Origin of the sequence: Roseivirga sp. BDSF3-8 (assembly GCF_041449215.1) — a bacterium.
Lineage (GTDB): Bacteria > Bacteroidota > Bacteroidia > Cytophagales > Cyclobacteriaceae > JBGNFV01.
This window is the reverse complement of the sequence record NZ_JBGNFV010000001.1, coordinates 5,683,302-5,704,379: the sequence shown is the minus strand read 5'-3', so window position 1 is coordinate 5,704,379 and position 21,078 is coordinate 5,683,302. Positions and strand designations below refer to the sequence as shown.

Annotated in this window: 20 protein-coding genes; 6 read left to right on the top strand and 14 right to left on the bottom strand. The window is 48.6% G+C overall.

The features are described 5' to 3' along the window. Positions 1 to 20 precede the first annotated feature (20 nt). Positions 21 to 701, top strand: a complete 681-nt coding sequence (locus AB9P05_RS23230) for a TetR/AcrR family transcriptional regulator (RefSeq protein WP_371911235.1) — start codon at positions 21 to 23, stop codon at positions 699 to 701. Positions 702 to 714: 13 nt separating this feature from the next. On the opposite strand, the gene AB9P05_RS23225 is transcribed toward AB9P05_RS23230, so the two are convergent. From AB9P05_RS23225 to AB9P05_RS23200, 6 genes are all read right to left on the bottom strand, one after another. Beyond that, complete coding sequence (locus tag AB9P05_RS23225; RefSeq protein ID WP_371911234.1) at positions 715 to 2,934, bottom strand: S9 family peptidase; 2,220 nt, start codon at positions 2,932 to 2,934, stop codon at positions 715 to 717. A 54-nt stretch (positions 2,935 to 2,988) separates the two neighbouring features. Then, on the bottom strand, positions 2,989 to 3,222 hold the full coding sequence (xseB, locus tag AB9P05_RS23220; protein ID WP_371911233.1) for an exodeoxyribonuclease VII small subunit: 234 nt from the start codon (positions 3,220 to 3,222) through the stop codon (positions 2,989 to 2,991). Continuing rightward, a complete protein-coding gene (gene xseA, locus AB9P05_RS23215; protein ID WP_371911232.1) occupies positions 3,209 to 4,522 on the bottom strand; it encodes an exodeoxyribonuclease VII large subunit in 1,314 nt (437 codons plus the stop codon). Before xseA ends, xseB begins: the two co-directional genes overlap by 14 nt. Before the next feature lie 138 nt (positions 4,523 to 4,660). Continuing rightward, positions 4,661 to 5,098, bottom strand: coding sequence for a Spy/CpxP family protein refolding chaperone (locus AB9P05_RS23210; RefSeq protein WP_371911231.1), 438 nt, complete (start codon positions 5,096 to 5,098; stop codon positions 4,661 to 4,663). Between the two features lie 16 nt (positions 5,099 to 5,114). Further along, positions 5,115 to 5,582: a hypothetical protein gene (locus AB9P05_RS23205; protein ID WP_371911230.1), complete on the bottom strand. Its 468-nt coding sequence runs from the start codon at positions 5,580 to 5,582 to the stop codon at positions 5,115 to 5,117. 30 nt (positions 5,583 to 5,612) lie between these two features. Then, the gene (locus AB9P05_RS23200; protein ID WP_371911229.1) at positions 5,613 to 6,152 is read right to left on the bottom strand and encodes an RNA polymerase sigma factor; all 540 of its coding nucleotides are present in this window, start codon (positions 6,150 to 6,152) and stop codon (positions 5,613 to 5,615) included. Positions 6,153 to 6,362: 210 nt separating this feature from the next. Between AB9P05_RS23200 and AB9P05_RS23195 the strand changes: the two genes are divergently transcribed. The 3 genes from AB9P05_RS23195 to AB9P05_RS23185 all read left to right on the top strand — a co-directional run bounded on the left by AB9P05_RS23195 (position 6,363) and on the right by AB9P05_RS23185 (position 8,447). After that, positions 6,363 to 7,229 (top strand): hypothetical protein, encoded by an 867-nt coding sequence (locus tag AB9P05_RS23195; protein WP_371911228.1) that lies wholly within the window; start codon positions 6,363 to 6,365, stop codon positions 7,227 to 7,229. Positions 7,230 to 7,264: 35 nt separating this feature from the next. Beyond that, a complete protein-coding gene (locus AB9P05_RS23190) occupies positions 7,265 to 7,693 on the top strand; it encodes a Spy/CpxP family protein refolding chaperone (protein ID WP_371911227.1) in 429 nt (142 codons plus the stop codon). Positions 7,694 to 7,946: 253 nt separating this feature from the next. Then, positions 7,947 to 8,447, top strand: coding sequence for a MarR family winged helix-turn-helix transcriptional regulator (locus AB9P05_RS23185; RefSeq protein WP_371911226.1), 501 nt, complete (start codon positions 7,947 to 7,949; stop codon positions 8,445 to 8,447). Between the two features lie 35 nt (positions 8,448 to 8,482). Here AB9P05_RS23185 and AB9P05_RS23180 read toward each other — a convergent pair whose 3' ends face one another. Next, the gene (locus tag AB9P05_RS23180) at positions 8,483 to 9,211 is read right to left on the bottom strand and encodes a tetratricopeptide repeat protein (RefSeq protein WP_371911225.1); all 729 of its coding nucleotides are present in this window, start codon (positions 9,209 to 9,211) and stop codon (positions 8,483 to 8,485) included. A 237-nt stretch (positions 9,212 to 9,448) separates the two neighbouring features. Here AB9P05_RS23180 and AB9P05_RS23175 point away from each other — a divergent pair, with 237 nt between their 5' ends. Beyond that, positions 9,449 to 9,853, top strand: a complete 405-nt coding sequence (locus tag AB9P05_RS23175; RefSeq protein ID WP_371911224.1) for a DoxX family membrane protein — start codon at positions 9,449 to 9,451, stop codon at positions 9,851 to 9,853. A 346-nt stretch (positions 9,854 to 10,199) separates the two neighbouring features. Here the strand turns inward: AB9P05_RS23175 and AB9P05_RS23170 are convergent, their stop codons facing one another. Continuing rightward, entirely contained in the window at positions 10,200 to 11,750 is a 1,551-nt protein-coding gene (locus tag AB9P05_RS23170; RefSeq protein ID WP_371911223.1) for an ArnT family glycosyltransferase, read from the bottom strand. 640 nt (positions 11,751 to 12,390) lie between these two features. Then, positions 12,391 to 12,954 carry a hypothetical protein gene (locus AB9P05_RS23165; protein WP_371911222.1) on the bottom strand — a complete coding sequence of 188 codons (564 nt, stop codon included), beginning with the start codon at positions 12,952 to 12,954 and terminating at the stop codon, positions 12,391 to 12,393. A gap of 647 nt (positions 12,955 to 13,601) precedes the next feature. On the opposite strand from AB9P05_RS23165, the gene AB9P05_RS23160 reads away from it, so the two are divergent. Beyond that, complete coding sequence (locus AB9P05_RS23160; protein WP_371911221.1) at positions 13,602 to 13,787, top strand: pinensin family lanthipeptide; 186 nt, start codon at positions 13,602 to 13,604, stop codon at positions 13,785 to 13,787. Between the two features lie 395 nt (positions 13,788 to 14,182). Here the strand turns inward: AB9P05_RS23160 and AB9P05_RS23155 are convergent, their stop codons facing one another. From AB9P05_RS23155 to AB9P05_RS23135, 5 genes are all read right to left on the bottom strand, one after another. Further along, on the bottom strand, positions 14,183 to 14,665 hold the full coding sequence (locus AB9P05_RS23155; protein ID WP_371911220.1) for a CPBP family intramembrane glutamic endopeptidase: 483 nt from the start codon (positions 14,663 to 14,665) through the stop codon (positions 14,183 to 14,185). Continuing rightward, positions 14,601 to 14,864: a hypothetical protein gene (locus AB9P05_RS23150; protein WP_371911219.1), complete on the bottom strand. Its 264-nt coding sequence runs from the start codon at positions 14,862 to 14,864 to the stop codon at positions 14,601 to 14,603. Before AB9P05_RS23150 ends, AB9P05_RS23155 begins: the two co-directional genes overlap by 65 nt. Positions 14,865 to 15,255: 391 nt before the next feature. Then, positions 15,256 to 18,456, bottom strand: a complete 3,201-nt coding sequence (locus AB9P05_RS23145; RefSeq protein WP_371911218.1) for an efflux RND transporter permease subunit — start codon at positions 18,454 to 18,456, stop codon at positions 15,256 to 15,258. 32 nt (positions 18,457 to 18,488) lie between these two features. Continuing rightward, positions 18,489 to 19,583, bottom strand: a complete 1,095-nt coding sequence (locus AB9P05_RS23140) for an efflux RND transporter periplasmic adaptor subunit (RefSeq protein WP_371911217.1) — start codon at positions 19,581 to 19,583, stop codon at positions 18,489 to 18,491. 14 nt (positions 19,584 to 19,597) lie between these two features. Next, on the bottom strand, positions 19,598 to 21,034 hold the full coding sequence (locus AB9P05_RS23135; RefSeq protein ID WP_371911216.1) for a TolC family protein: 1,437 nt from the start codon (positions 21,032 to 21,034) through the stop codon (positions 19,598 to 19,600). Positions 21,035 to 21,078 lie beyond the last annotated feature (44 nt).

The following is a 21,078-nucleotide window of genomic DNA, read 5'->3' as shown; positions in this document are numbered from 1 at the left end:
AATAGGTTGAACATTTAAAAATGGCCACTACAGACAAACGGAAGGGGCAAATAAAAGAGGCAGCCCGTTCCCTCTTTTACCAAAGAGGGTTCACCTCTGTCACAATGAATGACATTGCGCGTTCGCTCGGCATGAGCAAAAAGACTCTTTACCAGTTTTATTCAAGCAAAAAGGAATTACTTGAGGCCATTTTATCTGATTTTGAAAGTATCGTTTCCGGCAGAATAGAAGAAATCCTTGCAGATGAGTCACTGCCCTTCACCGAAAAGCTTAAGTCCTTTCTGAGCTACCTGGGCCAAGCCATGAACCACATAAGCAATGTGCTGGTTCACGATATTAAAGTCCACCTCCCGGCTATGTGGGAGCGTCTGGAGGACTATAAGCGTACCGCAGCCTTTGACCGTTTTGACCGGCTTATAGCAGAAGGGGTCAGGCAAGGCTATGTACGCAAAGACATTGAGCGCCCCGTTGTCATTGCGTTGTATTCCTGCGCCATAGAATACCTGCTGGACCCAGCCTTTTTAAAGCAATTACCGGCCCCCATCCGGGATGCTTTCCCTGACAGGGCCGGTGCCATTTTTGATCAGATAATACGGGTGATTTTCCAGGGGATTCTGGTCGAAGAGGCCCGGAAAGAGCTTTCATCAGCTCCCTCCAAGCCTGCCGATCGGTATCAGAGTTCTCTAAAGGACTCCGCCTGAGCCATTACCGGGTCTACTTGGTATCCCCCGCCCGCGCCATTGTGTCATCACTTCCTGCCCCAGGGTCCGCCTCAATACCGAGTAACTTGAACATAAAGGCATATTTAAAAGCTACTTCCTCCAGGTAACTGAACCTGCCGGAAGCCCCAAAGTGGCCCGAGCCCATATTCGTACGCAGCATTATGGTATTGTTCCCCGTATTAGCTTCACGTACTGCAGCCGCCATCTTGGCCGGTTCCCAGTACCCTACACGCGGGTCATTCAGCCCACCTGTAAATAGCATGTTAGGATATGCCTGCTCCTTTACATTATTATAGGGAGAGTAGGAGAGCATGTATTCAAAGTAGGCCTGTTTGTTTGGATTGCCCCACTCTTCATATTCTATCACCGTAAGCGGCAGGTTAGGATCCAGCATCGTATTGATAACGTCCACGAAAGGCACCTCTGCCATTACCAGTTTAAATAGATCAGGACGCATATTGGCCACGGCTCCCATAAGGAGACCACCGGCACTACGGCCATTGGCCACCAACTTTTCCGGTGAGGTATACCCCTCATTTACCAGGTGTTCCGCGCATGCTATAAAGTCCGTAAAGGTATTCTTCTTATTCATGAGCTTACCGGCCTGGTACCATTTTTCGCCCATATCGCCACTGCCACGGATGTGCGCAATTGCAAATACCATTCCCCTGTCCAGCAGGCTCACCCTGTCTGCGCGAAAGCTCGGGCTGGTCACCGAGCCATAACTGCCATAGCCATATAGCAATAGCGGGTTGTTCGCTTTTAGGTTAGTTCCTTTTTTAAAAACCATCGAAACAGGAATAGACGTGCCATCCTTAGCTGTCGCCATGATACGTCTGCTTTCATAAGCATCCGGATTATAATTAGGAACCTCCTCGCGGTGCACCATTTTCCGGCTGCGATCGCTTACACTATAGTCATAAACAGTGTAGGGCATCACCAGTGAGCGGTAGCCGAAGCGGAGTGTGTCCGTATTGAAGTCAGGGTTTTCTTCTCGTGATAAAGCATAAACCTCCTCGTCGAACTGAATGTAATGCGCTTCACGCGGGTTCATGACCGGTAAAATCCCAATACGCTGCAGTCCCGTCTCCCGCTCTATTATCGCCACATGGTCCTTAAATACCTGGGCGCTTTCCAGGGTAATATCCTCACGGTGTCCGATCACCTCCTGCCAGTTTGCCGGCCGGGTTTGGCCCGCCCCTGCCTGCATTAGCTTATAGTTTACCGCATTCGCATTGGTCAGGATAAAGAACGTATTATCATGCGGCATAACGGAGTATTTCACCCCCTGCTTCCGGGGCGCAAAAAGGCTCAGCTTCGTATACGGATCATCGGCAGGGAGTAGATGCACCTCACTGGTTACCTGGCTTTCAGAAGAGATCAGCAAGTACTGCTGCGAGCGTGACAGCCTCACATCCACAAAGAAACGCTCGTCTTCTTCATGGTACACCTGCTTATCATCACTATAAGGAGTGCCCAGGCCGTGACGGAATATTTTATAAGGACGCTTAGCCTCATCCTGTACACTGTAAAAGAGCGTCTGATTATCCGTAGCCCAATCCAGCGACCAGCTCAGGCCGGGGATACTATCCGTAAGCATCGTCTGGTCTCGAAGGTCTTTTACGAACAGGGTAAAAATTTCATTGCCACTAAGATCAACCGTATACGCAAGGTGACTATGGTCCGGACTTACCTTATACTGGCCCAGGCGAAAGTAGTCCTCCCCCTCCGCAAGCTTATTCTCATCCAGCAATATCTCTTCTTCAGCGGACATGCTGTCCTTTTTACGGCAATGGATAGCATACTCCTTACCCGCTTCATACCGCGTGTAGTAATAATAATCATCATTGCGTACCGCAGGCATGCGCTGTTCTTCCTTTATACGGCTGCGCATTTCATCATACAGGGATTGCCGCACCTCTTCAGTACCTGCCATCAGGCTGTCACCATAGGCATTTTCCGCCTCCAGGTAAGCTATCACCTCCGGATCCTTCTTATCCTTCAGCCAGGCATAATCATCGTAAATTACCGTATCGAACATCACAAGCGTGTCCGTCTGTATAGCAGCTACAGGGGGAGTAGGCACCGGAGCCTCTTCACCTACAGCTTCCTGTGAGCCATCATCCTCATCCGAGTCAGAACAGGCGGGAGCAAGGGCTACGCATGCCATCAATAAGGCACAGCGTGTGATCATGTTTTTTAATACGCTCATATGAGTGCTATCAGGGGTATAAAGTTTATAGTGAAGTGGTAAGTGAGTCCTGGCCTAGGCATCTGCCGCCGGCTCTTCCGGCGCATCCGAATCCATGTCATTCAGTGCCTTTTGCAGGTCCTGCTCCGTATGTCTGAGTTTGGACTTACATGCCTTGATCAGCGCCAGGGCACGGTTTACGTTGCCGGAAAGGTCATCTATGTCCAGTTCCCGGTTCTCAATATGCTGCAGGATACTCTCCACCTCCTTTATCGCTTCGCTATAAGGCAAATCTTCAGGCTTTTCCATCTTCGATTTTATCCAAAGTACTTGATAATACAAAATCCCGCCCCCTCGTTTCCAGAGTGTCACCCGGCTTCAGGTCAGCCGCAGATTTTACGATTTTTCCCTTATTCAGCGTAAGGGTATAGCCCTTTTCCAGTAGCCGGTCAGGGTGCTGCAGGTTCAGGCTTTTTTCCAGATATACCAGTTTGTCCTTTTCAGAACGCAGCCTGGCTTCCGGTAGTTTTTTCAATGCTTTTGCCATCTCCTCCAGGCGGTTTTCTTCCCGGTTCAGGTAGTTTGATGCCTGGTTTCTGATGTCCCTGCCTGCCACTTCCAGCTTTACCGATTCATTGTGCAGGCGTTGCTGTACAGACATGTGCAACCGGCCCGACAACTGGTCAGTCAGCCTGGATGCCCGGCTCAGATTGCCTGCCGCTACATGTATGAGTGATCTGAGTGCAGTGTTCAGCCGGTCATCAAAGCGTGTCGCCCCACTCAGTAGGAATTCAGCCACCGCCGTAGGCGTTTTCAAGGAAGTATGAGCCACCATGTCAGCGATGGTCTCATCCCGCTCGTGACCTATGCCTGTAAACACCGGCAATGGAAACTGCGCCACGTGCGAAGCCACCTCATACGTGTCGAAGCAGTCCAGGTCCACCTGGCTGCCACCCCCGCGAATGATGATCAGCGCATCAAAGCAATCCATCTGCTCATAGATCTGGTGCATCGCGTTCACTATAGCCGCAGGCGCCTTGTCACCCTGCATCAGTGCCTGAAACAGCACAATCTCAAAGTGATAGCCATTGCGGTTGTTTTCCAGCTGGTGCACAAAGTCTCCGAAACCGGCCGCAGTAGGAGAGCTGATCACCGCCAGCCGCTGAGGCACCAGTGGCAGCGGCAGTTGCCGGTTCATGTCATATACCCCTTCCTCTTTAAGCAGCTTGAGTATCTCCTGCTTACGGCGCGCCCTTTCCCCCAGCGTAAACTGAGGGTCTATGTCCTGAATATTCAGGCTCATACCATACAGTTCATGAAACTGCACCTTCCCAAAAGCCAGCACCTTCATGCCCGGCTCCAGCCCCTGGCCCGTTACAGCCTCAAACCAGCCGCTGATATTACGGTACGTGTACGCCCATATATTAGCCCGGATCTTAGCCTTTACCTGGTCATCCTCCTTTTCCACCAGTTCCATATAGCAGTGGCCGCGCTGGTTCATACGCATTTCACCTATTTCAGCCACCACCCAGTAGCCCGGTTCCAGGTTAGCATCAAGAGTATTGCGAATCAGTCGATTCAGTTCAAAGAGCGTTAAGCGGGACTCCATGCCGCCAAAATACAGGATTTTAAGAAGTATCCACGACCAGTTATCAATAATTAAGACCAAAGCCCGTCCCGCAGAAAAAAAGGCGGTGAATGACCTTGCCCCATTCACCGCCTTTTATTGTCTGTTCATGAAATACATTTAGCCACCCCGCCGCTCGTTCAGTCTGCGCAGCAGACGTCTCCTTAATTCGTCCTCTACAGATATGAGAGCCAGCACCTGCCTGGCTGAAAGCACCTCACGAAACCTCTCCATATATTCAGTTTCCAGTTTTACCTCAGCCATCCGGTGCGCCTTCCACTCATCCAGCAGCTTATCCGCCTCTGCTTCACTTAAGTCACCTATCTGTAGGTTTCTGCGGGCTTCCGCCATGTTTCTGCGCAGCCCTTTCCGCTTGTCGTCAAACTCATTGAATATAGGCCAGAACCGCTGTGCCTGCTCCGGGCTCAGCGAAAGCTTTTCAGTGATTATGGCAATGCGGGCCGCCTCAAGTTTTTCCCTGTATTCCCCGCTACCACGCTGGCTATAAGCCGCACCAGCAGTTATCATCATAAGGGTTATCAGTATTATTTTCTTCATATCCATATCAGGTTTTTCAGATCAGGTCATATAAGTCCCCATACATAATTTCCTCTTCCCACACCTCATCAGGTATTTCTTCCCCCTCAGGAAATATTTCCACTTCCTCCGGCAGGCTTTCAGGTGCTGTTTCAGCTATCTCCTCCACATCCATATTACTCTGGCTCAGGTAGTCTATCATTTCCTGGTCAGAAAGCTGAGCCAGGAGCTCCGTACTGTCCGGAGCATGTGTACCAGCACCCTCCGACTGCCAGAACCATACCGCTATAGCCAGCAGTGATGCCGCCGCCGCAGACACCACCATCGGGTACATAGGGGCCAGTTTGCCAGGCCGCTTACCCGCTTCTTTTTCCTCAGCTACCTTATCCATGATCCGGTTGGGCAACGAATCAAAGTAGCCCTCCGGTGTCCGGAACCGAGCCTGGCCATCACGCCCCGGCAAGGTAAGCTTAGTCTTTTCCGTATGCTTCTTCTGAGGTTTCATATCTGTTTGACCGGTTTTTTACACCAGGGTTTAATGTTCACGGATAAATTCTTCAATTTTTTTTACAGCATGGTGATAACTCGCCTTAAGCGCCCCTACGCTGGTGTCAGTGATCCTCGCCATATCTTCGTAGGCGATCTCATCAAAGTAGCGCATGTTAAATACAAGCCTTTGCTTGTCCGGTAACTTCAGCAGTGCTTTTTGCAGCCTCATGCTTACTTCATCTCCCGATATAAGCGCGTCACTTTCCAGCTTTAGCTCCAGCTCCCCTTCATTACGGCCAATCGGTAGAAAAAAGCGCCTCTTTTTTTTATTCAGAAAGGTAAGGCACTCATTCGTAGCTATCCTGTACAGCCATGTATACAGGTTACTATCCTCCCTGAAGCGGTCTATCCCCTTCCACACCTTTACAAAAACATCCTGTACCAGGTCATCAGCATCCTCATGATCTATCACCATTTTCCGGATATGCCAATACATCCGCTCCTGGTACTTCTCCACCAAAAGACGAAAAGCATGGTCACGGCCTTCACCGTTTTTCAGTCTTTTTACTATTTCCTGGTCTTCCAAATGCCAACCCGTATTTGATACTTAGACCGCGGTGTGGCTCCCCGGTTTAATCCTCAATAAAATAAATTTCAGAAAATATCCTTCCCCATATATAACTAAGGTGTAAACCACCTCCCCGGTATTTTTTTCACAAAAATCAAATGCCCCATTAAACCAGCCAGGCTATACCAGGTCTAAGGGGTGTATTCAGAAAATTAAACCAATAGATACATGAAAAGAACACCCACAACCGCCGCCCTGCTTAGCCTCACCCTGATGCTGGGATTTACCGCCTGCCAGGATGAGTCCGATGATCTTAGCCAGTCCGCAGAGCCGGGAGCTGAGGTCTCCGTTACCATTGTACAGGCCGAAGGCGAGAGCGAAATGGAATCGGTTTTTGAGTTGGTGGAAGATGAGATGGCAATTATTTCCGAAAGCCTGGAAGGCGGCAGCGTGAGCCAGCGCGAGCATCGCATACTGGCAGCATGCGCTACCGTAACACACCATGAGGAAAACCGGCAGGTAACCATTGATTTTGGTGAGGAGAATTGCCTCGGTAAAGACGGGCTGTACCGAAGAGGCACGATCGTCATCAGCTACGACGGCTACAGACATGAGCCGGGCGCATCGCGTACCATAAGCCTGCAGGATTATTACGTGAATGACAACCTGCTCACCGGTACCAAAACCATTACCAATGCTACTGAGCCCGAAGGTGTACCCGCCTTTCATATTACCCTCACAGAGGCCACCTATACCAATGCCCGCGGTTCAGTAAGCTGGAGTAGCAACAGGCAACTGCAGGTAGTGGAGGGCGCAGACACCCCCCGCAACCCATTTGATAACAAGGTCCAGGTGACAGGCAATACATCCGGCACCAACAGGCGAGGGGTAACCTTCTCCTATACCGTGAAGGAACCCCTCATCCGTAACACAGAAGCCGGCTGCGCCAGAACCTTTGTTGACGGTATTATTGCTTACGAAAACGAAAACGGATTAAGCTGGACACTCGACTATGACCCCGTAGGAGGGCAGCCATGCGACAGGTTAGGCGCAGTAACAATAGGGGAGAAAACCTACCCCCTTACCCTAAGATAATTAATTGAAAAACAGATTTTAATAGTAAACAAGTTATGAAAAAAGGACTGATAATTTTCGCAATGATTAGCCTCGTGACCATGCAGGGCATGGCCCAGGACGGCGGACGCAGAGGGCACAGAGGTAAAGACATCTCCCCTGAAGAGCGCATGGAAAAACACATCGCACGGCTGGATGAAAAGCTGGAGCTTACCGATCAGCAGGAGCAGGAGATCCGCTCTATTCTGGAAGATAGCCATGAGGAGATGAAAGGTATTCGTGAGAATATCAAAGAGAGTGACGAAGTAGACCGTACCGCTGTAAAGGAACAGATGAAGGCGTTGAAAGAGAAAACCGATTCAGACATTCTGGCGGTACTTGACGATGAGCAGGATGCTAAATACACCCAAATGGCTGAGAAGCGTAATCAGCGCATGAAAAAACGCATGGAAAAACGAAGAGGCCATAGAGGAGGCAACGGCTGATTTAATTTCCCCGCTGAATAAGCTTAGCTTGACAAAAACATTCGTTTCATAAAGCGAATGTTTTTTGCTTTGGTGCCCCTTAGTGGCTGGTGTTTGGATTTTTCTGTTTATTTTCGTCGAAGACTTTTGTTGATTTACCTCCCCGTTATGGTGTTTTGTGAATTGGACGTTAAACAATTTGCGGGTAGAGTAGCGTTAGATTAACGTAACCAAATCTTTACAGGCATATGTGGAGAGGTTAATAAATAGTAGTATGGCAATAGAAGATGATATCCACCAAAAGAAATTCACATCCGAATACCAGAAGTTAGTGATTAATATCCTGTATACATCTAGCTGGCTAAACGAGCGACAGGCTGTCGTTTTTAAAAAGTTTGGGCTCACGGCTGCCCAGTATAACGTATTACGGATACTTAGAGGTCAGCACCCCAAGCCAAGCACCATTAACCTCATTATCGAGCGTATGCTGGACAGAATGTCCAATGCATCACGGATTGTGGACAAGCTGGAGAGAAAAAATCTCGTCGTAAGAAAGCAGTGCCCTTCCGACCGCCGGGCCGTAGATGTACATATATCTGACGAAGGGTTGGAATTACTGGCAAAGATCGATCCCGTTATGAATAACTGGAACGACGAACTGTCTGTACTTACGGAAAAAGAAGCGGGTACCCTTAATGAGCTGTTAGATAAAGTACGTACCTCCACACTCTTTGAGGAAAAAGGCAATAAAGTAGGTAAGGGGGTTAAAATATAAGCGGATAATTATCAGCCCCCTTTCAGGAAAGTAAGCTACAGGCTGTTCAGGATCTCATTAGACTTCACCCTGAACATATTCTCAAAGGCATTTAACCCCTCCAGGGCCTCTCGTGCCGCATGGGCATCTCCGTTTTTAAGGTGTGCCAGGCCCAGGTAATATAGTACAGGCCCCCTATCTGAAAAGGGCATTAGCTCAGACGCAGTAGTCAGATGCGCAATGGCCTTTTCCGTATTGCCACCGGCAAGCAGTGCCAGACCCTTATAAAAATTAGCTGTTACATCCTTTGGTTCAAAGATCAGTACATTATCCATACCCTGTACAGCCTGGTCGTAAAAGCCATTTTCATATGCCTCCACCGGCTTTTGGTATTTCGTCTCCAATGCAGCGCTGCGGTCTATAAAAGGCCGGTAATGGCGAGAGTAAATAGTGGCTGTTTCTACCTTACTGTTCATTAATAAAACAACCGTGGCAGCGAGTAGAATAAGTGCCGCTGCAAAGGCTCCCCACACATACAGATTATTCATACCATATGGCCGGGCCGGAGCCTGTTTTTCTATTACCGGCTTGTGGAGTTTGATGGCCGGCGCCCTCAGGTGTAATCCCAGTGTTGCTCCCTTGATCAATTGCTTATCCAATGCCACCTTGCCGGCAAACTGCGGATCCTCTTCAAGTATTTTCTTAAAAGCAGCTTCCTCTTGCCTGCTCATTTCATTTCGCAGGTAGCGCCTTACCGTAATGTTGTTGAATTTCTGTGTCTTCATGTACCTTCTCCGCTCAAAAAGAGTATGATCTTAATAACCGAGTGACCCGAAAGTGGTTTTAAACAATGAATGATTCCCCAAATAATATACGAAAAAGTTTAACATGGATGTATGTTCAGGAGCCTGTTTTATTTAAAATGGAGAATCCGAAGACACCAAAGCATGTCCTAACTCACAATCAATTAAGTATTTACAACCATCCGGCACCCTCCGGATTGTTTAAATAAAACCAATCATATGACAGCCAATAAATTTAGCGCTTACCTGTTCGCCAGGTTAGCAGTAGGGGGTAGCTTTACAGGGCATGGCCTTATCAGGATGCCCAAGCTGGATGGTTTCAGCCAGTGGATGACAGGAGAGTTTTCCGGCTCACCCTTACCCCAGTGGCTTGTAACACCTTTTGCTTACGCCTTACCATTTGCCGAACTCGCCCTTGGCTTATTACTTCTGGTGGGGTTGTTTTCACGGCTGGCCTTAACATCAGCCTCCATTATCATGCTCACCCTGATTTTTGGCTCATGCATGATCGAAAACTGGAGCGCCGTGGCTACCCAGCTATTTTACTCTCTTTACCTTGCTATACTTCTGGCACTGCATGAATATAACCGCTACTCCCTCGATTATAAACTGGGAATAGCCTAGGGGGAACAGGGCCGGCAGGATGCTTTCAGGTCCACAGGTAGAAGTCAAATACAGGGCGGGGCGGGTTGTCCTTTTCTGTGCTGGTACTCATTTAAATTATATTAGCTTTTACAGGATATGTTTTAATAATTTAACCATTACCCCCTATAGAAGGCAAGAAAAAAATGAAAAAATTGTTAAAATGGTACATTTCTATTGGAGCACCTTTACCCAGATCGCTATAAACGCCTATTGCATTAACGTGTTGAGTGTAGTGTTTGTATCTAGATAGCATTGGGCAGCCCCGTAAAAAGTTACATCTGAGCTAGCGGTAGTTTAATATCCCTAAACTTACTGATCCGCCGTATCAGTTATAATTTTTTGCTGCCGGCCAAAGCACCTCCAGGGCGGCCCTTGGTTTGCGGCAAACATATATCGTCAGGTTATTCTCATAAGGCATAGCATAGGTTGCCCCGTGGTAGCCGGCCTCCTTCACCACCTCAAAAGATTGCAGGTGGTCCTCCCTTTCGCCTCCCACTATTATTACCGTCTCCAGAGGCTTATCTCCCGGCCCCCACAGGAAGTAGTTGTTATGCCCGGCCATGACTAGCGGTAAAGGATAGCGGTCACTGTACAATTCCAGAGCAGCCGCTTCGCCGTAATTATTTGCATATACCCTCGCATTTACTTTTTCATCCTCCGGTAGCAATTTATATACCTCCGAGACATTCTGCGCCATCTCCTCCCAGCCGTGCATGTCTGCATAAAACTGGTGCAGGGCAGCTACCTCCTTACCTTCTGCATTTCCAGGTCTTACCCCCAGTGCCTGACTAAAAGATATATAGTCTTCCGGTGCCAAAAGCGGCTTTACCATCGGGGCCAGAGTCAGTGACACAAGAAGGAGCAAAACCTGGGCATATGGTGCCCACCTGAGGTAAGTTACTTTACCTGCTCCTGAGATCAGCATACCTCCCCCTGCAAACAAAACAGGAAATGAAGCCCCCAGGTACTCTGCTTTGCTATGGCCGTTTATAAGCAAAATGGAAAAGGTCGTAAGAAATATAAGTCCCAGGGCCATGTATTTTCTGCCAGGCCTGTATAAGAAATAAAAGATAAGGCCGCATACCCATACCGGAATAGCCAGAGGATTCTCCTGTAGAATCACCTCGCTGATAAAGTCGCTTCTGGTAATGCCCTGGTATTTGTACTGCAGGGCGTTTTGCATAAACTCCACGTGAGCCCAGCCATTAGCCATATTCCAGAATATATACGGAGAGAAAAGTACCAGTGCTATAGCCGCAGCTACGTATGGTCCCGCCGTAGTCAGTTCCTTCCGCAGTGGCGTGGCCACCATAGCTACCCCGAGCCCCGCCCCGAACCACAGGAAGCTGATTTTATTAAGCAGTGCCAGCCCCATCACTATACCCAGCACCACCCATTGCTTCATGGTAAGCCTCCATGCCTGCACCATGCCGCAAACCAGGTATATGGCCACAGACCAGAACAGCATATCTAGGCTGTTCATGCTATAGTACGTGCCCATAGCCAGGAAGATAGGGGCCGTAATAATACAAAAAGCAGCAATGGTAACCGCCACCGCATTGCCCCCCATACGCAGTATGGTTTTGCCGTTAAACCAGATCACCCCCGCAATAGCTATAGCAGGTACCATCCGAATCATGAAGAGACTTTTGCCAAATAGCACCTTCCATACAGTAAGGATCCATATCGACAATGGGGGCTGGTCTACATAGCCCCAGGCAGGGTGTTCCGCACAAGCCAGGTAGTAAAGCTCATCCCGAAAGTAACCGTAGCTGAAATATGCATTACCGATAAGGTGAAAAGCGAAAAGAAAGCAAGTCGCTCCGATCAGTATCAGGCGTTCCTTATCCCTGCGCGCACTTAATTTAGGTTCCATAGTTCATGTTTGGTCGCTGTAATTTGAACAGAAGGAGACATTTAGTCAATAAAAAAGCAATAGCTGGTAAAATCATGGGGCAGACGGATTCATTGTATAATAAATGAGTGATTTGCAGAAGAAGCGGTCACATAGCTGCAGGAAGCCTCTATGTCTGCCGGTTTTAGTCATAGGTAGGGTGTGAGGGCAGATAGATAGGTGTATTTCGGTGAAAGGGTGTTTTATTATTGGTCAATATGCTTATTGTGAAGAAAATTTCTTATAATAATGGAATTAATTAAAATTAATATATGAAGCTATGAAGAAAGACAAACTAAGCCTCCACCAACTGCAGGTGCAAAGTTTCAAAACCTCGCTAAAAAAATCCATTAAAGGTGGTGCAGAGAGTGATCGAAGTTTATGTCAGTCCATCAACTGGTGTGAAACCTGCGACTATTCTGCCTGTGGAGGCGGAGGAGGTTGTCAGCTTTATCAATCCTATCCATGTAGTACACGATAAAAGCAACATACAAAACTCCTGGCACCGCCCCAGGGGTTATGCATTCAAAAGTTTCCACCATATCACTCAAAGCCCTCCATCGTGGAAGTAATGAGAATAAAGAATAAGTAAAGCCTAAGGTTTCCCCATATACCCTCCTTACTAGCCCAGGTAGTTGGACAGTTCAATCACATATTCATCCTCATTTCCCGGCCGGTCCACCGCCACTATACGAACCCTGCCGCCACATAAAGCAGCCACCGGTATTTTCGCGTTCCAGCTATCCTTCAGTTCGTCTTCGATAGCCCTTACCACCTTCCTGCCTCCCGGCGTTTCATATTCGCATCGCACCGCGCAAACCCGTGTATCATCCACCGCCACTATTCTCAGCTCCAGGTCATTACCCTTATTGATAAAGCTCACTTCCTTTATTTCCGGTGCCTGCTTATAGTCACTTATAGCCGCATGGTATTCATACCGGTGCTTACGCCCATATCGTTTATAATAAGCCCTTGCCCCCTCATCCTTCAATACCTCTTGAGCGTAAAGCACGCCCGCTCTAAACGTCGTCCGGGTAGCGTGGCGCGCTTCTGTGTTTCCCTTGCCCGTGTTTCGTGGCACTGCCGACACGTGCGTTTTGCCATTAGGCATCTGCTTAAATACCAGGTTGCCGATCTTACCCGACATACCCTGTAGTAAAAGATTTTTTGGATCGATTATCGCCATGTTTATTTAGATTTACCGCAATAATAATCACCCCTCAATTGATAATCTTTTCTTTGTAATGCATATCATTACATAGTGAAAGTGCCCTGCACCCATTCCACTATTTTTGTGTGGTTTTTTGAACTATTTATAGGGGAGTGTTTTGCATGCCCTTTCAATTTCCTCCTCATGTCCAGTCCTTAGCTCCGTACTTTCACCGTCTTAGCTCCGTTGCTTCTCCGTTACGAGTAGGGCCAGACCAGGGGTATTCCTTGTCCTATCCTTGGTATTCCTATGTGTTGTATTTATTTGTATTATTTCGTGGCGAGTGTAAGCCCATTTTTTGCCACACCCAAATTTTTAACCTATAAGCAAGCCACTTTATTTCTCCCTTTTTCTTACCTCAATTCATAACTCAGTTACTCTATTACTCAACAATTCCTTTACTTTATTTTCCCCCCTGCCTGATCTCATCCCCCGGGTGTAAAAAGCAATAGCTATCCACTTGGTCAGATAGTAGGCAAAAGCCCTTTATTTCCGCAAAAATAAGCTTCGGTAATAGGGTGAGCAGTTGTGTGAGGTATAATTATTCCGTTTGGGGCTTTTTTGGCAATGAAAATTTCTTATTTTAATGGAATTAAATAATGTTTATATATTGATAACAGACTATGAAGAAAGACAAATTATCCCTCGATCAGCTTAATGTGAAAAGCTTTACTACCTCTGCTGCTGCCAGATCCAGGGGCGGCGCCTATTCCGATCTTTGTATTCCCGATGGCGAGACAGTTGATTATACAGCATGTTATGGTGATCGTCAATGCCAGATCTACGATACCGCAGGTATGTGCCAGTAATTCTAACCACAATTGATCAACAGAATCAATCGCTATGTTTAAACCCTCCAGTGAGAAGAAATTCCCACTGGATTAATAATTTATTTTTAACAGCAAATAAAGCTATGAAGAAAGAAAAATTAAGCCTCGACAAACTTGAAGTAAAGAGCTTCAGCACGACCAATCAGCGCAACGTAAGAGGCGGTTTTGAGACTGACTCTATTTGCGAATCAGTAAATCTCTGTGAAACAGTTGATTATACAGCATGTTACGGCCAGTATAACTGTGGCATTTGGAACCCTAATACAATGCAGTGTTAAATTGAAACAGTCATATATATGCCCGTTCCTTTCAGGGGAGCGGGCTTTTTTGTTTTTATACACATAGCCAGCCTGTTAAGATAAAAACACGAATACTTACCGCCCTACAGGTACCTTTTGAGGTAGCAAAACCTTTACCCCTGCCAATATAAGCAGGGGGGCACCAATAAGACCTATTAGCGAAAACAAGGTATTAGGAGGTAATGCGGTGGAGCTTATCATCACCCCCGTGCCCAGAGGGCCTTTGGAAAAGACAGTATTAAGAGTAAAGTTCCAGCCCAGGTGTATGCCCACAGGTAGCGCCACAGACTCCGTTTTGTAATAGGCTAAGGCCAGCGCATAGCCCATTAGGCCCGTACCGGTAAAGATCACCACCATAGGAACCACATTGCCCCATAGGCCGAAGCTAAACCAATGGTATACCCCGAATGCCGCCGCAGAAAGGAGCAATGCATTGCTTTTCCCGATTCTCCTTAAAAGAATAAACAGCACAGCCCCCCTGAAGATAAGCTCCTCAGTAAGCAGACCGGAAGTCCCACCATAGCATCCGAAGCAGAGAAGTAAGGCTGAAGTCAGCATTTAAAGACCATCCTGCCTCTCTTTGCCAGCCCTCAATGCACTGAATTGCTGCGCAGAGCAGGGCCGTAAGGATAAAGCCCACTAAAAACTGGATAAACCTCCTGCCAGCCGGCAGTATCCCCAGCACCATCAGGCTTCTCCCCTCAAAAAACCACAGTAGTACCCATGATATCAGTAAGATCACTAAAATACCCAGCATGCAGCCACTTTTTTGCCCCCCGAAAGATAGAAGTTTATTTATACTTTAGACATAGCAGGGGTTTCTGAGCCCGGTATTGAATTACAGCTAACTAAGCCAGCTAATAAATAGCAGCACGTCGGCACACCATCGTAGCCTGACTAGAGCCATCTTTCAGAATCACTCCACCGGTTACTTACACAAATAAGCCCTACAATCCCTGGTACCAGGGCCAGCCGCCTTCCTCTCATTTACACTGGGTAGATAAGGATAATATCCCCTACCTTTTCACCATAATTCAGCAACTCAATAAATTTATTAGTCAATAATTCCCCCCTCGTCAGGAAAAAAATAACCCCGGCCGGGAATTCCCGACCGGGGGTGTCAACCAAAACTGACACGGACAACGTCTTTAAACAGCATGAACTTCAGGCCGTGGCTGATGCTTCTGAGCCTGAGCCAGACTTTCCTCTATCTCCGTATTAAGCTCTTCCATAGGCGTTTCCTCAAGTACTATTTCAGTCTGCTTATCCCATCCGAACGTTGCCAGTACCCGGTCCATAAGGTAATAGATGACAGGCACCACAATCAGCGTAAGGAACATCGAGCTGGTAAGCCCCCCTATTAGCACCCATGCGAGGCCGTTCTTCCATTCCGCACCCGCACCTGAGGCCAGCGCAATAGGAAGCATACCTATCGCCATAGCCAGAGTAGTCATAAGGATAGGGCGGATACGCACCTGCGTAGCTTTTATAAGTGCTTGCTTTACTTCCAGGCCTGCCGCCTTAAGTTGGTTCGTAAAGTCCACCACCAGGATAGCGTTTTTAGCGACCAGTCCTATCAGCATGATCATACCAAGTATAGAGAAGATGCTCAGCGAACTGCCAGTCAGAGCCAGGGCAAGCAGCGCACCGATTATCGCAAGCGGCAATGAGAACATCACCACAAAAGGGTAAGCGTAGCTGTCATACAGAGCTACCATAATCAGGTACACCAAAGCAAGCGAAGCAAAAAGAGCAATGAAGAGGCTGCCAAATGCTTCCCCCTGACGTTCAAGCTGGCCACCCATCTGGTAGTCCACCCCCTCAGGCATGTCCAGTCGTGCCACCATTTCGTTAACTTCCGTACCCACAGTACCCACCGGGCGCCCTACCACCTGAGCTTTTACCGTTACCGTAGTAGTTCTGTCCAGGCGCTCCAGACGGCTGGGGCCAGAGCCTTCTATCACAGTTACAAACTGCCCCAGCTGTACAGCCTCGCCACGGTTATTGATGAGCGTCAGCTTGCGAATGTCGTCTGCATTCTCACGGTCAAACTGGTCCAGTTGAATGCTGATATCATATTCATCCACCCCGTCACGGTATTTCGTTTCCTGCGAACCACTAAAGGCCGTCTGCATAGTACCACCTACCATTTGCATCGTCAGGCCCAGGTCAGCCATTTTCTCACGGTCTACCTCCACCTTGATCTCAGGGTTGCCCTCATCCACACTCGTCTGTATCTCCGTAGTACCCTCAATACCTGTAAGGCTGTCCATTACCACCTGAGAGTAGGCCAGGAGCTGGTCCAGGTCAGACCCTTCCAGTATCACCTGGATAGGCGCATCATCCGCAGTACCCATGATACTTACAGGCACCGGCTTGATCTTAGCCCCCGGGATATTCTCCTCCAGGGCTATTTTTACCTCACGGGAAAAGATATCCGTGCTTACCTCACGCTTGTCCTTATCTATGAGCGTAACCATCACCTCCGCTTTGAACGGCTCAGTAGAGCTCGACATGCGGCCGCTGGTTTGGCCTACCGTCGTGGTCACAGACTGCACCACATCATACCGGCTTAGGAAACGCTCTATTTCCATCGCCGTAAAGTTCGTGTTTTCCAATGACGATTTTTTCGGCATCTCCACCTCGATGATGAATTCACCCCGGTCACCCGACGCCACAAATTCACTACCGATAAAGCCTGCTCCCACAAGCATGAAGCTGCCGGCAAAAAGCAGCAGAGAGCCAATCAGTACGATCGCTTTATGGTTAAAAGCCCACCTGAGGCTGCCCGTCATGCTGTTTTCAAAACCCGTAACAATGCCCTCAAAGCCATTTACCACTCGTCCCACAAGAGATTTTTTGTTCAGGTGCTCCACCTTCGCAAAGCGTGAGGCCAGCAAGGGGATCACCGTGAAGGCTACCAGCAGGCTCAGTGCTGTACTCAGTGCCACAGTAATAGAGAACTGAAGCAGCAAGTCACCCACCGTACCACCCGTAAGCGCGATAGGCACAAACACCGCAATGATCACCAGGGTGATTGATACCACCGTTACCCCGATCTCGCGTACACCATCATAAGCAGCCTGTATCCGGTTCTTGCCCATCTCCATATGGCGGTAGATGTTTTCTATCACCACAATAGCATCATCTACCAGAATACCTACTACAAGAGACAGCGCCAGTAGAGACATCAGGTTCAGCGAGAAGCCAAACAGGTACATTCCTGTAAGAGTCGCTATGATAGACATCGGTACCGACACCATCACAATCACAGCCGTACGTAAGCTGTGCAGGAAGAGCAGCATGATGAAGGCCACCAGCACAATCGCGATAACCAGGTCATGCATTACTCCTTCTGCAGCTTCCAGTGTAAAGTCCGAACTATCACTGGCAATGTTAAATGCAAGGCCGTTGCTGTCAAACGTTTGCTCCAGTTCCGCCATTTTGGCCTTGGCAAGCTCACTGATCTCCACCGCATTGGCGTCACTTTGTTTCTGTATCGTCAGGCCTATAGCGTTCTCCCCGTTTACACGGCTGTAAATTTCAGCGTCCTTCTTCGTGTCCTGTACTTCCGCCACATCCCTCAGCCTTACCAGCGAGCCGTCGGGCCGCGTCACAATCACCAGATTACGCATCTGCTCCAGGGAAGAGTACTTACCCGTAAGCCTGATCGTAGTCTGCTGGTCCGCCTGTTTGATCTTACCCGTAGGGAAGTCCATATTCGCTCCCTCTATAGCCTGACGGATCTGCAGAATGCTCAGTTGCTGCGCCTGTAGCTGTTCCTCATTTATATTTACCCTGATCTCACGCTCCTGCCCACCAAGGACATTTACCTGTGCCACCCCCGGTATCCTGGACAGCTCAGGCACTATTTTCTGGTCCACCATGTCATACAGCACCGTAGGAGACACATCTGCCGCAACCCCCAGCCTCATAATAGGCAGGTCGCCCAGGTCAAACTTTCCCAGTGATGGCGTCTCCACATCATCCGGCAGATTACTTATCATAGCATTGATCTTACGCTGAGCCTCCTGCAGAGACAGGTCCACGTCCATACTTTGCTCCAGCTCCACCGTCACCACAGATACGCTTTCCATGGAGTTAGAAGTAATCTTTTTAATTCCTTCCATAGAAGACACAGCGTCTTCTATCTCTTTGGTTACCGAGTTTTCCACCTCATAGGGAGAAGCACCCGGGTACACCGTTACGACAGATACGATAGGCGAGCTGATCTTAGGGATAAGCTCATAATTAAGCTGAGTATAGCTGAAAGCGCCCAGGGCCAGCAGTATCGTAAACAGTACCACCACGATCGTAGGCCGCTTTATAGATGTTTTAACTAGTTGCATGCTTGTGTTCTTTTAAGAGGAAATAAAGGCGCTTATTCAGCTTTCGAAGGAGAGGTAGTCCCCCCGTTGCCAGCGTTTACAGGCTTCACTTTCGTGCCCTCCTTCAGGTTGATCTGGCCGTTTACCACTACCTGGTCCCCCTGCTCAAGGCCCTTTATCACTTCCACTTCACTGTCAAAAATTTCCCCTACCACTATCTTTTTCCGTTGCGCTTTTCCGTCCTTCACCACAAATACCGTAGGGTCCTTTATGCTGCCGGTAAGGGCGTCACGGTTGATATACAGCCCTTCATCCGCACTCCTAAAGGGAAACTCAGCCTTGCCGAACATGCCAGCTTTAAGCGGTTTCTCCTTATCGTTATCCAGCAGTATTTCCACATTATACTTCATGCTGGCATCCGCTTTGGCAGCTACAGCAGTTACTTTACCCCTGTATTCCGCCCCCGGGTGCTGGTCCGTCGTCACCGTTACCCCGCTGCCCTCCTGCACATTCATAATATTATTAGCGGTCACCTTCACATTAAGGTAGAGCTTGCTCACATCCACTATGTCATACAGTTTTGCATTCATAGTAATGTTAGAGCCCTGCTGAAAGTAGTCCTCATTGATTGTGCCCGGCGTAGTCGCCCTGATGTACGTATCAGCCAGTTGTTTGCGGGCGATTTCGTACTGTGCGTTAGCGTTCGCCAGGCCTATGCGCACATCCTCAAGCTGGCGCTTGGTGACAGCCTCTTTTTCGTAGAGTTTCTCAAAGCGTTCTTCATCCACCTTCAGCTTCTCATAGTTCGCTTTGGCAGCATCTACCTGAGCCTGCAGCCTGCCGTTTTCCACCTGTGCCAGCAGATCACCCTTCTTTACAGTTTCACCTTTACGGTGGTACATCCTCGTCACCACCCCGCTCGTCTGTGAGAGGATCGTCAGGTCCGTAATAGCCTCAAAGGTGCCCAGTGGCTGCACCACAGATTCAGGCCTTTTTAGCTCCACCTCTCCCAGTTGCACAGGGATAAAGTCACTGACCCTTTCCGCCAGCTTCGCACTTTCCGCCATTTCTTCCTTATTCCGCATAAGCTGGAAGGCTACCAGCCCTATCACAGCAATAACAGCAACGATTGTAAGTACTTTTTTCATCAGTATATGAGCGATTATAAGTTGGGGAGTTTCGTTAATTGACCCTGGGCTTTGAGCAGGTCCAGTTCTGCTTTTCTGAATTTCAGCACCTCGCGGAAGTAGTTGATCTGTGCTTCACGCAGTGCCGTTTCCGCATCCAGGAGATCATTCAGGCTGCTTACCTGTTCCTTATACAGTTCCTGGGTTTGTCCCAGTACCTCCTCAGCCAGAGCCCGGTTTTCCTCCTGCACTTCCACAGAGCTGAGGCTGTTCATCAGTTGTTTGCGGGCGTTTTCATAGGCTGCACTATTAGCCCTTTCTGCCTGCAGCTTATCCAGCTCCAGCTTCTCTATATCTATTCTGGACTGCTGTACCCGGCTTCGCCTTTGCAGGCCATCAAAGATCGGCACATTCAGCGTGAGCCCTATCACCGTCTGCTGAAACCACGGGTGGCTGCCATCAAAGAAGTTAAACTCATTCCGCTGCGCCTGCCACGTCTGCTGCCCAAAAGCCGATAGGGTAGGGTAGTAGCCAGCCTGTATATTCTTCTTATTCAGTTCATTCAATTCCGTCTGCTTATCCAGTAACCTGATCGAAGTAGGCGTCACAGCTTCCCACTGCAATTTATCCAGTGAGACAGATTCCAGCCTTTCACCCTCTTCAAGCGTGATGTCAGTATCCATAGGGTAGCCCGCAAGGAGTTTCAGAAAGTTTTTAGACTGTTCTTCTACTGTTTTCAGTGATTGCAACTGCGTAGTAAGGTTCGCTTTATTCACCCTGAGCCTGTTATAGTCCGTTTTAGTTACCAGGTCATTCTCATACTGGATCCTCATCAGCCCTTCCACCTGCTCCAGTTTGTCCAGGTTGCTCTCCAAAGCCTCTATCTGCGCCTGCACCTCCAGCGTCTGGTAAAAGGCCCCTGCTACCTGGTATATTACCTCTTCCTCAGTCTGTATGCGGAGCATTTCATACAGCTCCCGGGAAGACCTGGCAGCCTTCAGGCCCGTAAGGAAAGACTGGCTGTAAAGCAACTGCGTCACCTGTACCCCCCCGCTCATCGTATAGGCACTACCAAACTGCACCGGCACCTGCGTCCCCGGCTGCCCGATGATCTCTCCCGGTAGCAACTGCGTGGGAAGGTTAGGAAAATGCTGCAACTGCCCCGTACCATTTACCTGGGGGAGTCCGCTGCCCCTTACCTCATTGATCTGGTACTCAGCCTGCTTCTTGTCCAGCAGCGATTTTTGCATGCTCGTATTATTCTCAAGGGCATAGTTCAGTGCCTCCTTCAGAGTGAGAGTAGGCTGCATAAGAGGCAGAGAGTCGCTTTCCTTGGCCGTACCCGAATCAGCGCCTCCTCCATTAGCCCCTTCCACCTGCGCAAAACCCGCCAACGGGCAGACGGTGCCGGCTATGATAGAGAAAGCAATTAATAGCTTCTTCATGTATATAGTTTCGAATAAAGTTTTCATAAGTAGTTAGTTCTGTTTTAAAAGAACCAATAGAGTAAAATTTT

What these genes read in the sequence shown, in the direction of transcription:
- AB9P05_RS23180 (WP_371911225.1), bottom strand. Translation starts at nt 9,211, where the DNA reads ATGAAGACACAGAAATTCAACAACATTACGGTAAGGCGCTACCTGCGA.
- AB9P05_RS23195 (WP_371911228.1), top strand. Translation starts at nt 6,363, where the DNA reads ATGAAAAGAACACCCACAACCGCCGCCCTGCTTAGCCTCACCCTGATG.
- AB9P05_RS23170 (WP_371911223.1), bottom strand. Translation starts at nt 11,750, where the DNA reads ATGGAACCTAAATTAAGTGCGCGCAGGGATAAGGAACGCCTGATACTG.
- xseB (WP_371911233.1), bottom strand. Translation starts at nt 3,222, where the DNA reads ATGGAAAAGCCTGAAGATTTGCCTTATAGCGAAGCGATAAAGGAGGTG.
- AB9P05_RS23225 (WP_371911234.1), bottom strand. Translation starts at nt 2,934, where the DNA reads ATGAGCGTATTAAAAAACATGATCACACGCTGTGCCTTATTGATGGCA.
- AB9P05_RS23210 (WP_371911231.1), bottom strand. Translation starts at nt 5,098, where the DNA reads ATGAAGAAAATAATACTGATAACCCTTATGATGATAACTGCTGGTGCG.
- AB9P05_RS23145 (WP_371911218.1), bottom strand. Translation starts at nt 18,456, where the DNA reads ATGCAACTAGTTAAAACATCTATAAAGCGGCCTACGATCGTGGTGGTA.
- AB9P05_RS23140 (WP_371911217.1), bottom strand. Translation starts at nt 19,583, where the DNA reads ATGAAAAAAGTACTTACAATCGTTGCTGTTATTGCTGTGATAGGGCTG.
- AB9P05_RS23190 (WP_371911227.1), top strand. Translation starts at nt 7,265, where the DNA reads ATGAAAAAAGGACTGATAATTTTCGCAATGATTAGCCTCGTGACCATG.
- AB9P05_RS23150 (WP_371911219.1), bottom strand. Translation starts at nt 14,864, where the DNA reads ATGCTGGGTATTTTAGTGATCTTACTGATATCATGGGTACTACTGTGG.
- AB9P05_RS23160 (WP_371911221.1), top strand. Translation starts at nt 13,602, where the DNA reads ATGAAGAAAGACAAATTATCCCTCGATCAGCTTAATGTGAAAAGCTTT.
- AB9P05_RS23135 (WP_371911216.1), bottom strand. Translation starts at nt 21,034, where the DNA reads ATGAAAACTTTATTCGAAACTATATACATGAAGAAGCTATTAATTGCT.
- AB9P05_RS23165 (WP_371911222.1), bottom strand. Translation starts at nt 12,954, where the DNA reads ATGGCGATAATCGATCCAAAAAATCTTTTACTACAGGGTATGTCGGGT.
- AB9P05_RS23155 (WP_371911220.1), bottom strand. Translation starts at nt 14,665, where the DNA reads ATGCTGACTTCAGCCTTACTTCTCTGCTTCGGATGCTATGGTGGGACT.
- AB9P05_RS23175 (WP_371911224.1), top strand. Translation starts at nt 9,449, where the DNA reads ATGACAGCCAATAAATTTAGCGCTTACCTGTTCGCCAGGTTAGCAGTA.
- xseA (WP_371911232.1), bottom strand. Translation starts at nt 4,522, where the DNA reads ATGGAGTCCCGCTTAACGCTCTTTGAACTGAATCGACTGATTCGCAAT.
- AB9P05_RS23205 (WP_371911230.1), bottom strand. Translation starts at nt 5,582, where the DNA reads ATGAAACCTCAGAAGAAGCATACGGAAAAGACTAAGCTTACCTTGCCG.
- AB9P05_RS23230 (WP_371911235.1), top strand. Translation starts at nt 21, where the DNA reads ATGGCCACTACAGACAAACGGAAGGGGCAAATAAAAGAGGCAGCCCGT.
- AB9P05_RS23185 (WP_371911226.1), top strand. Translation starts at nt 7,947, where the DNA reads ATGGCAATAGAAGATGATATCCACCAAAAGAAATTCACATCCGAATAC.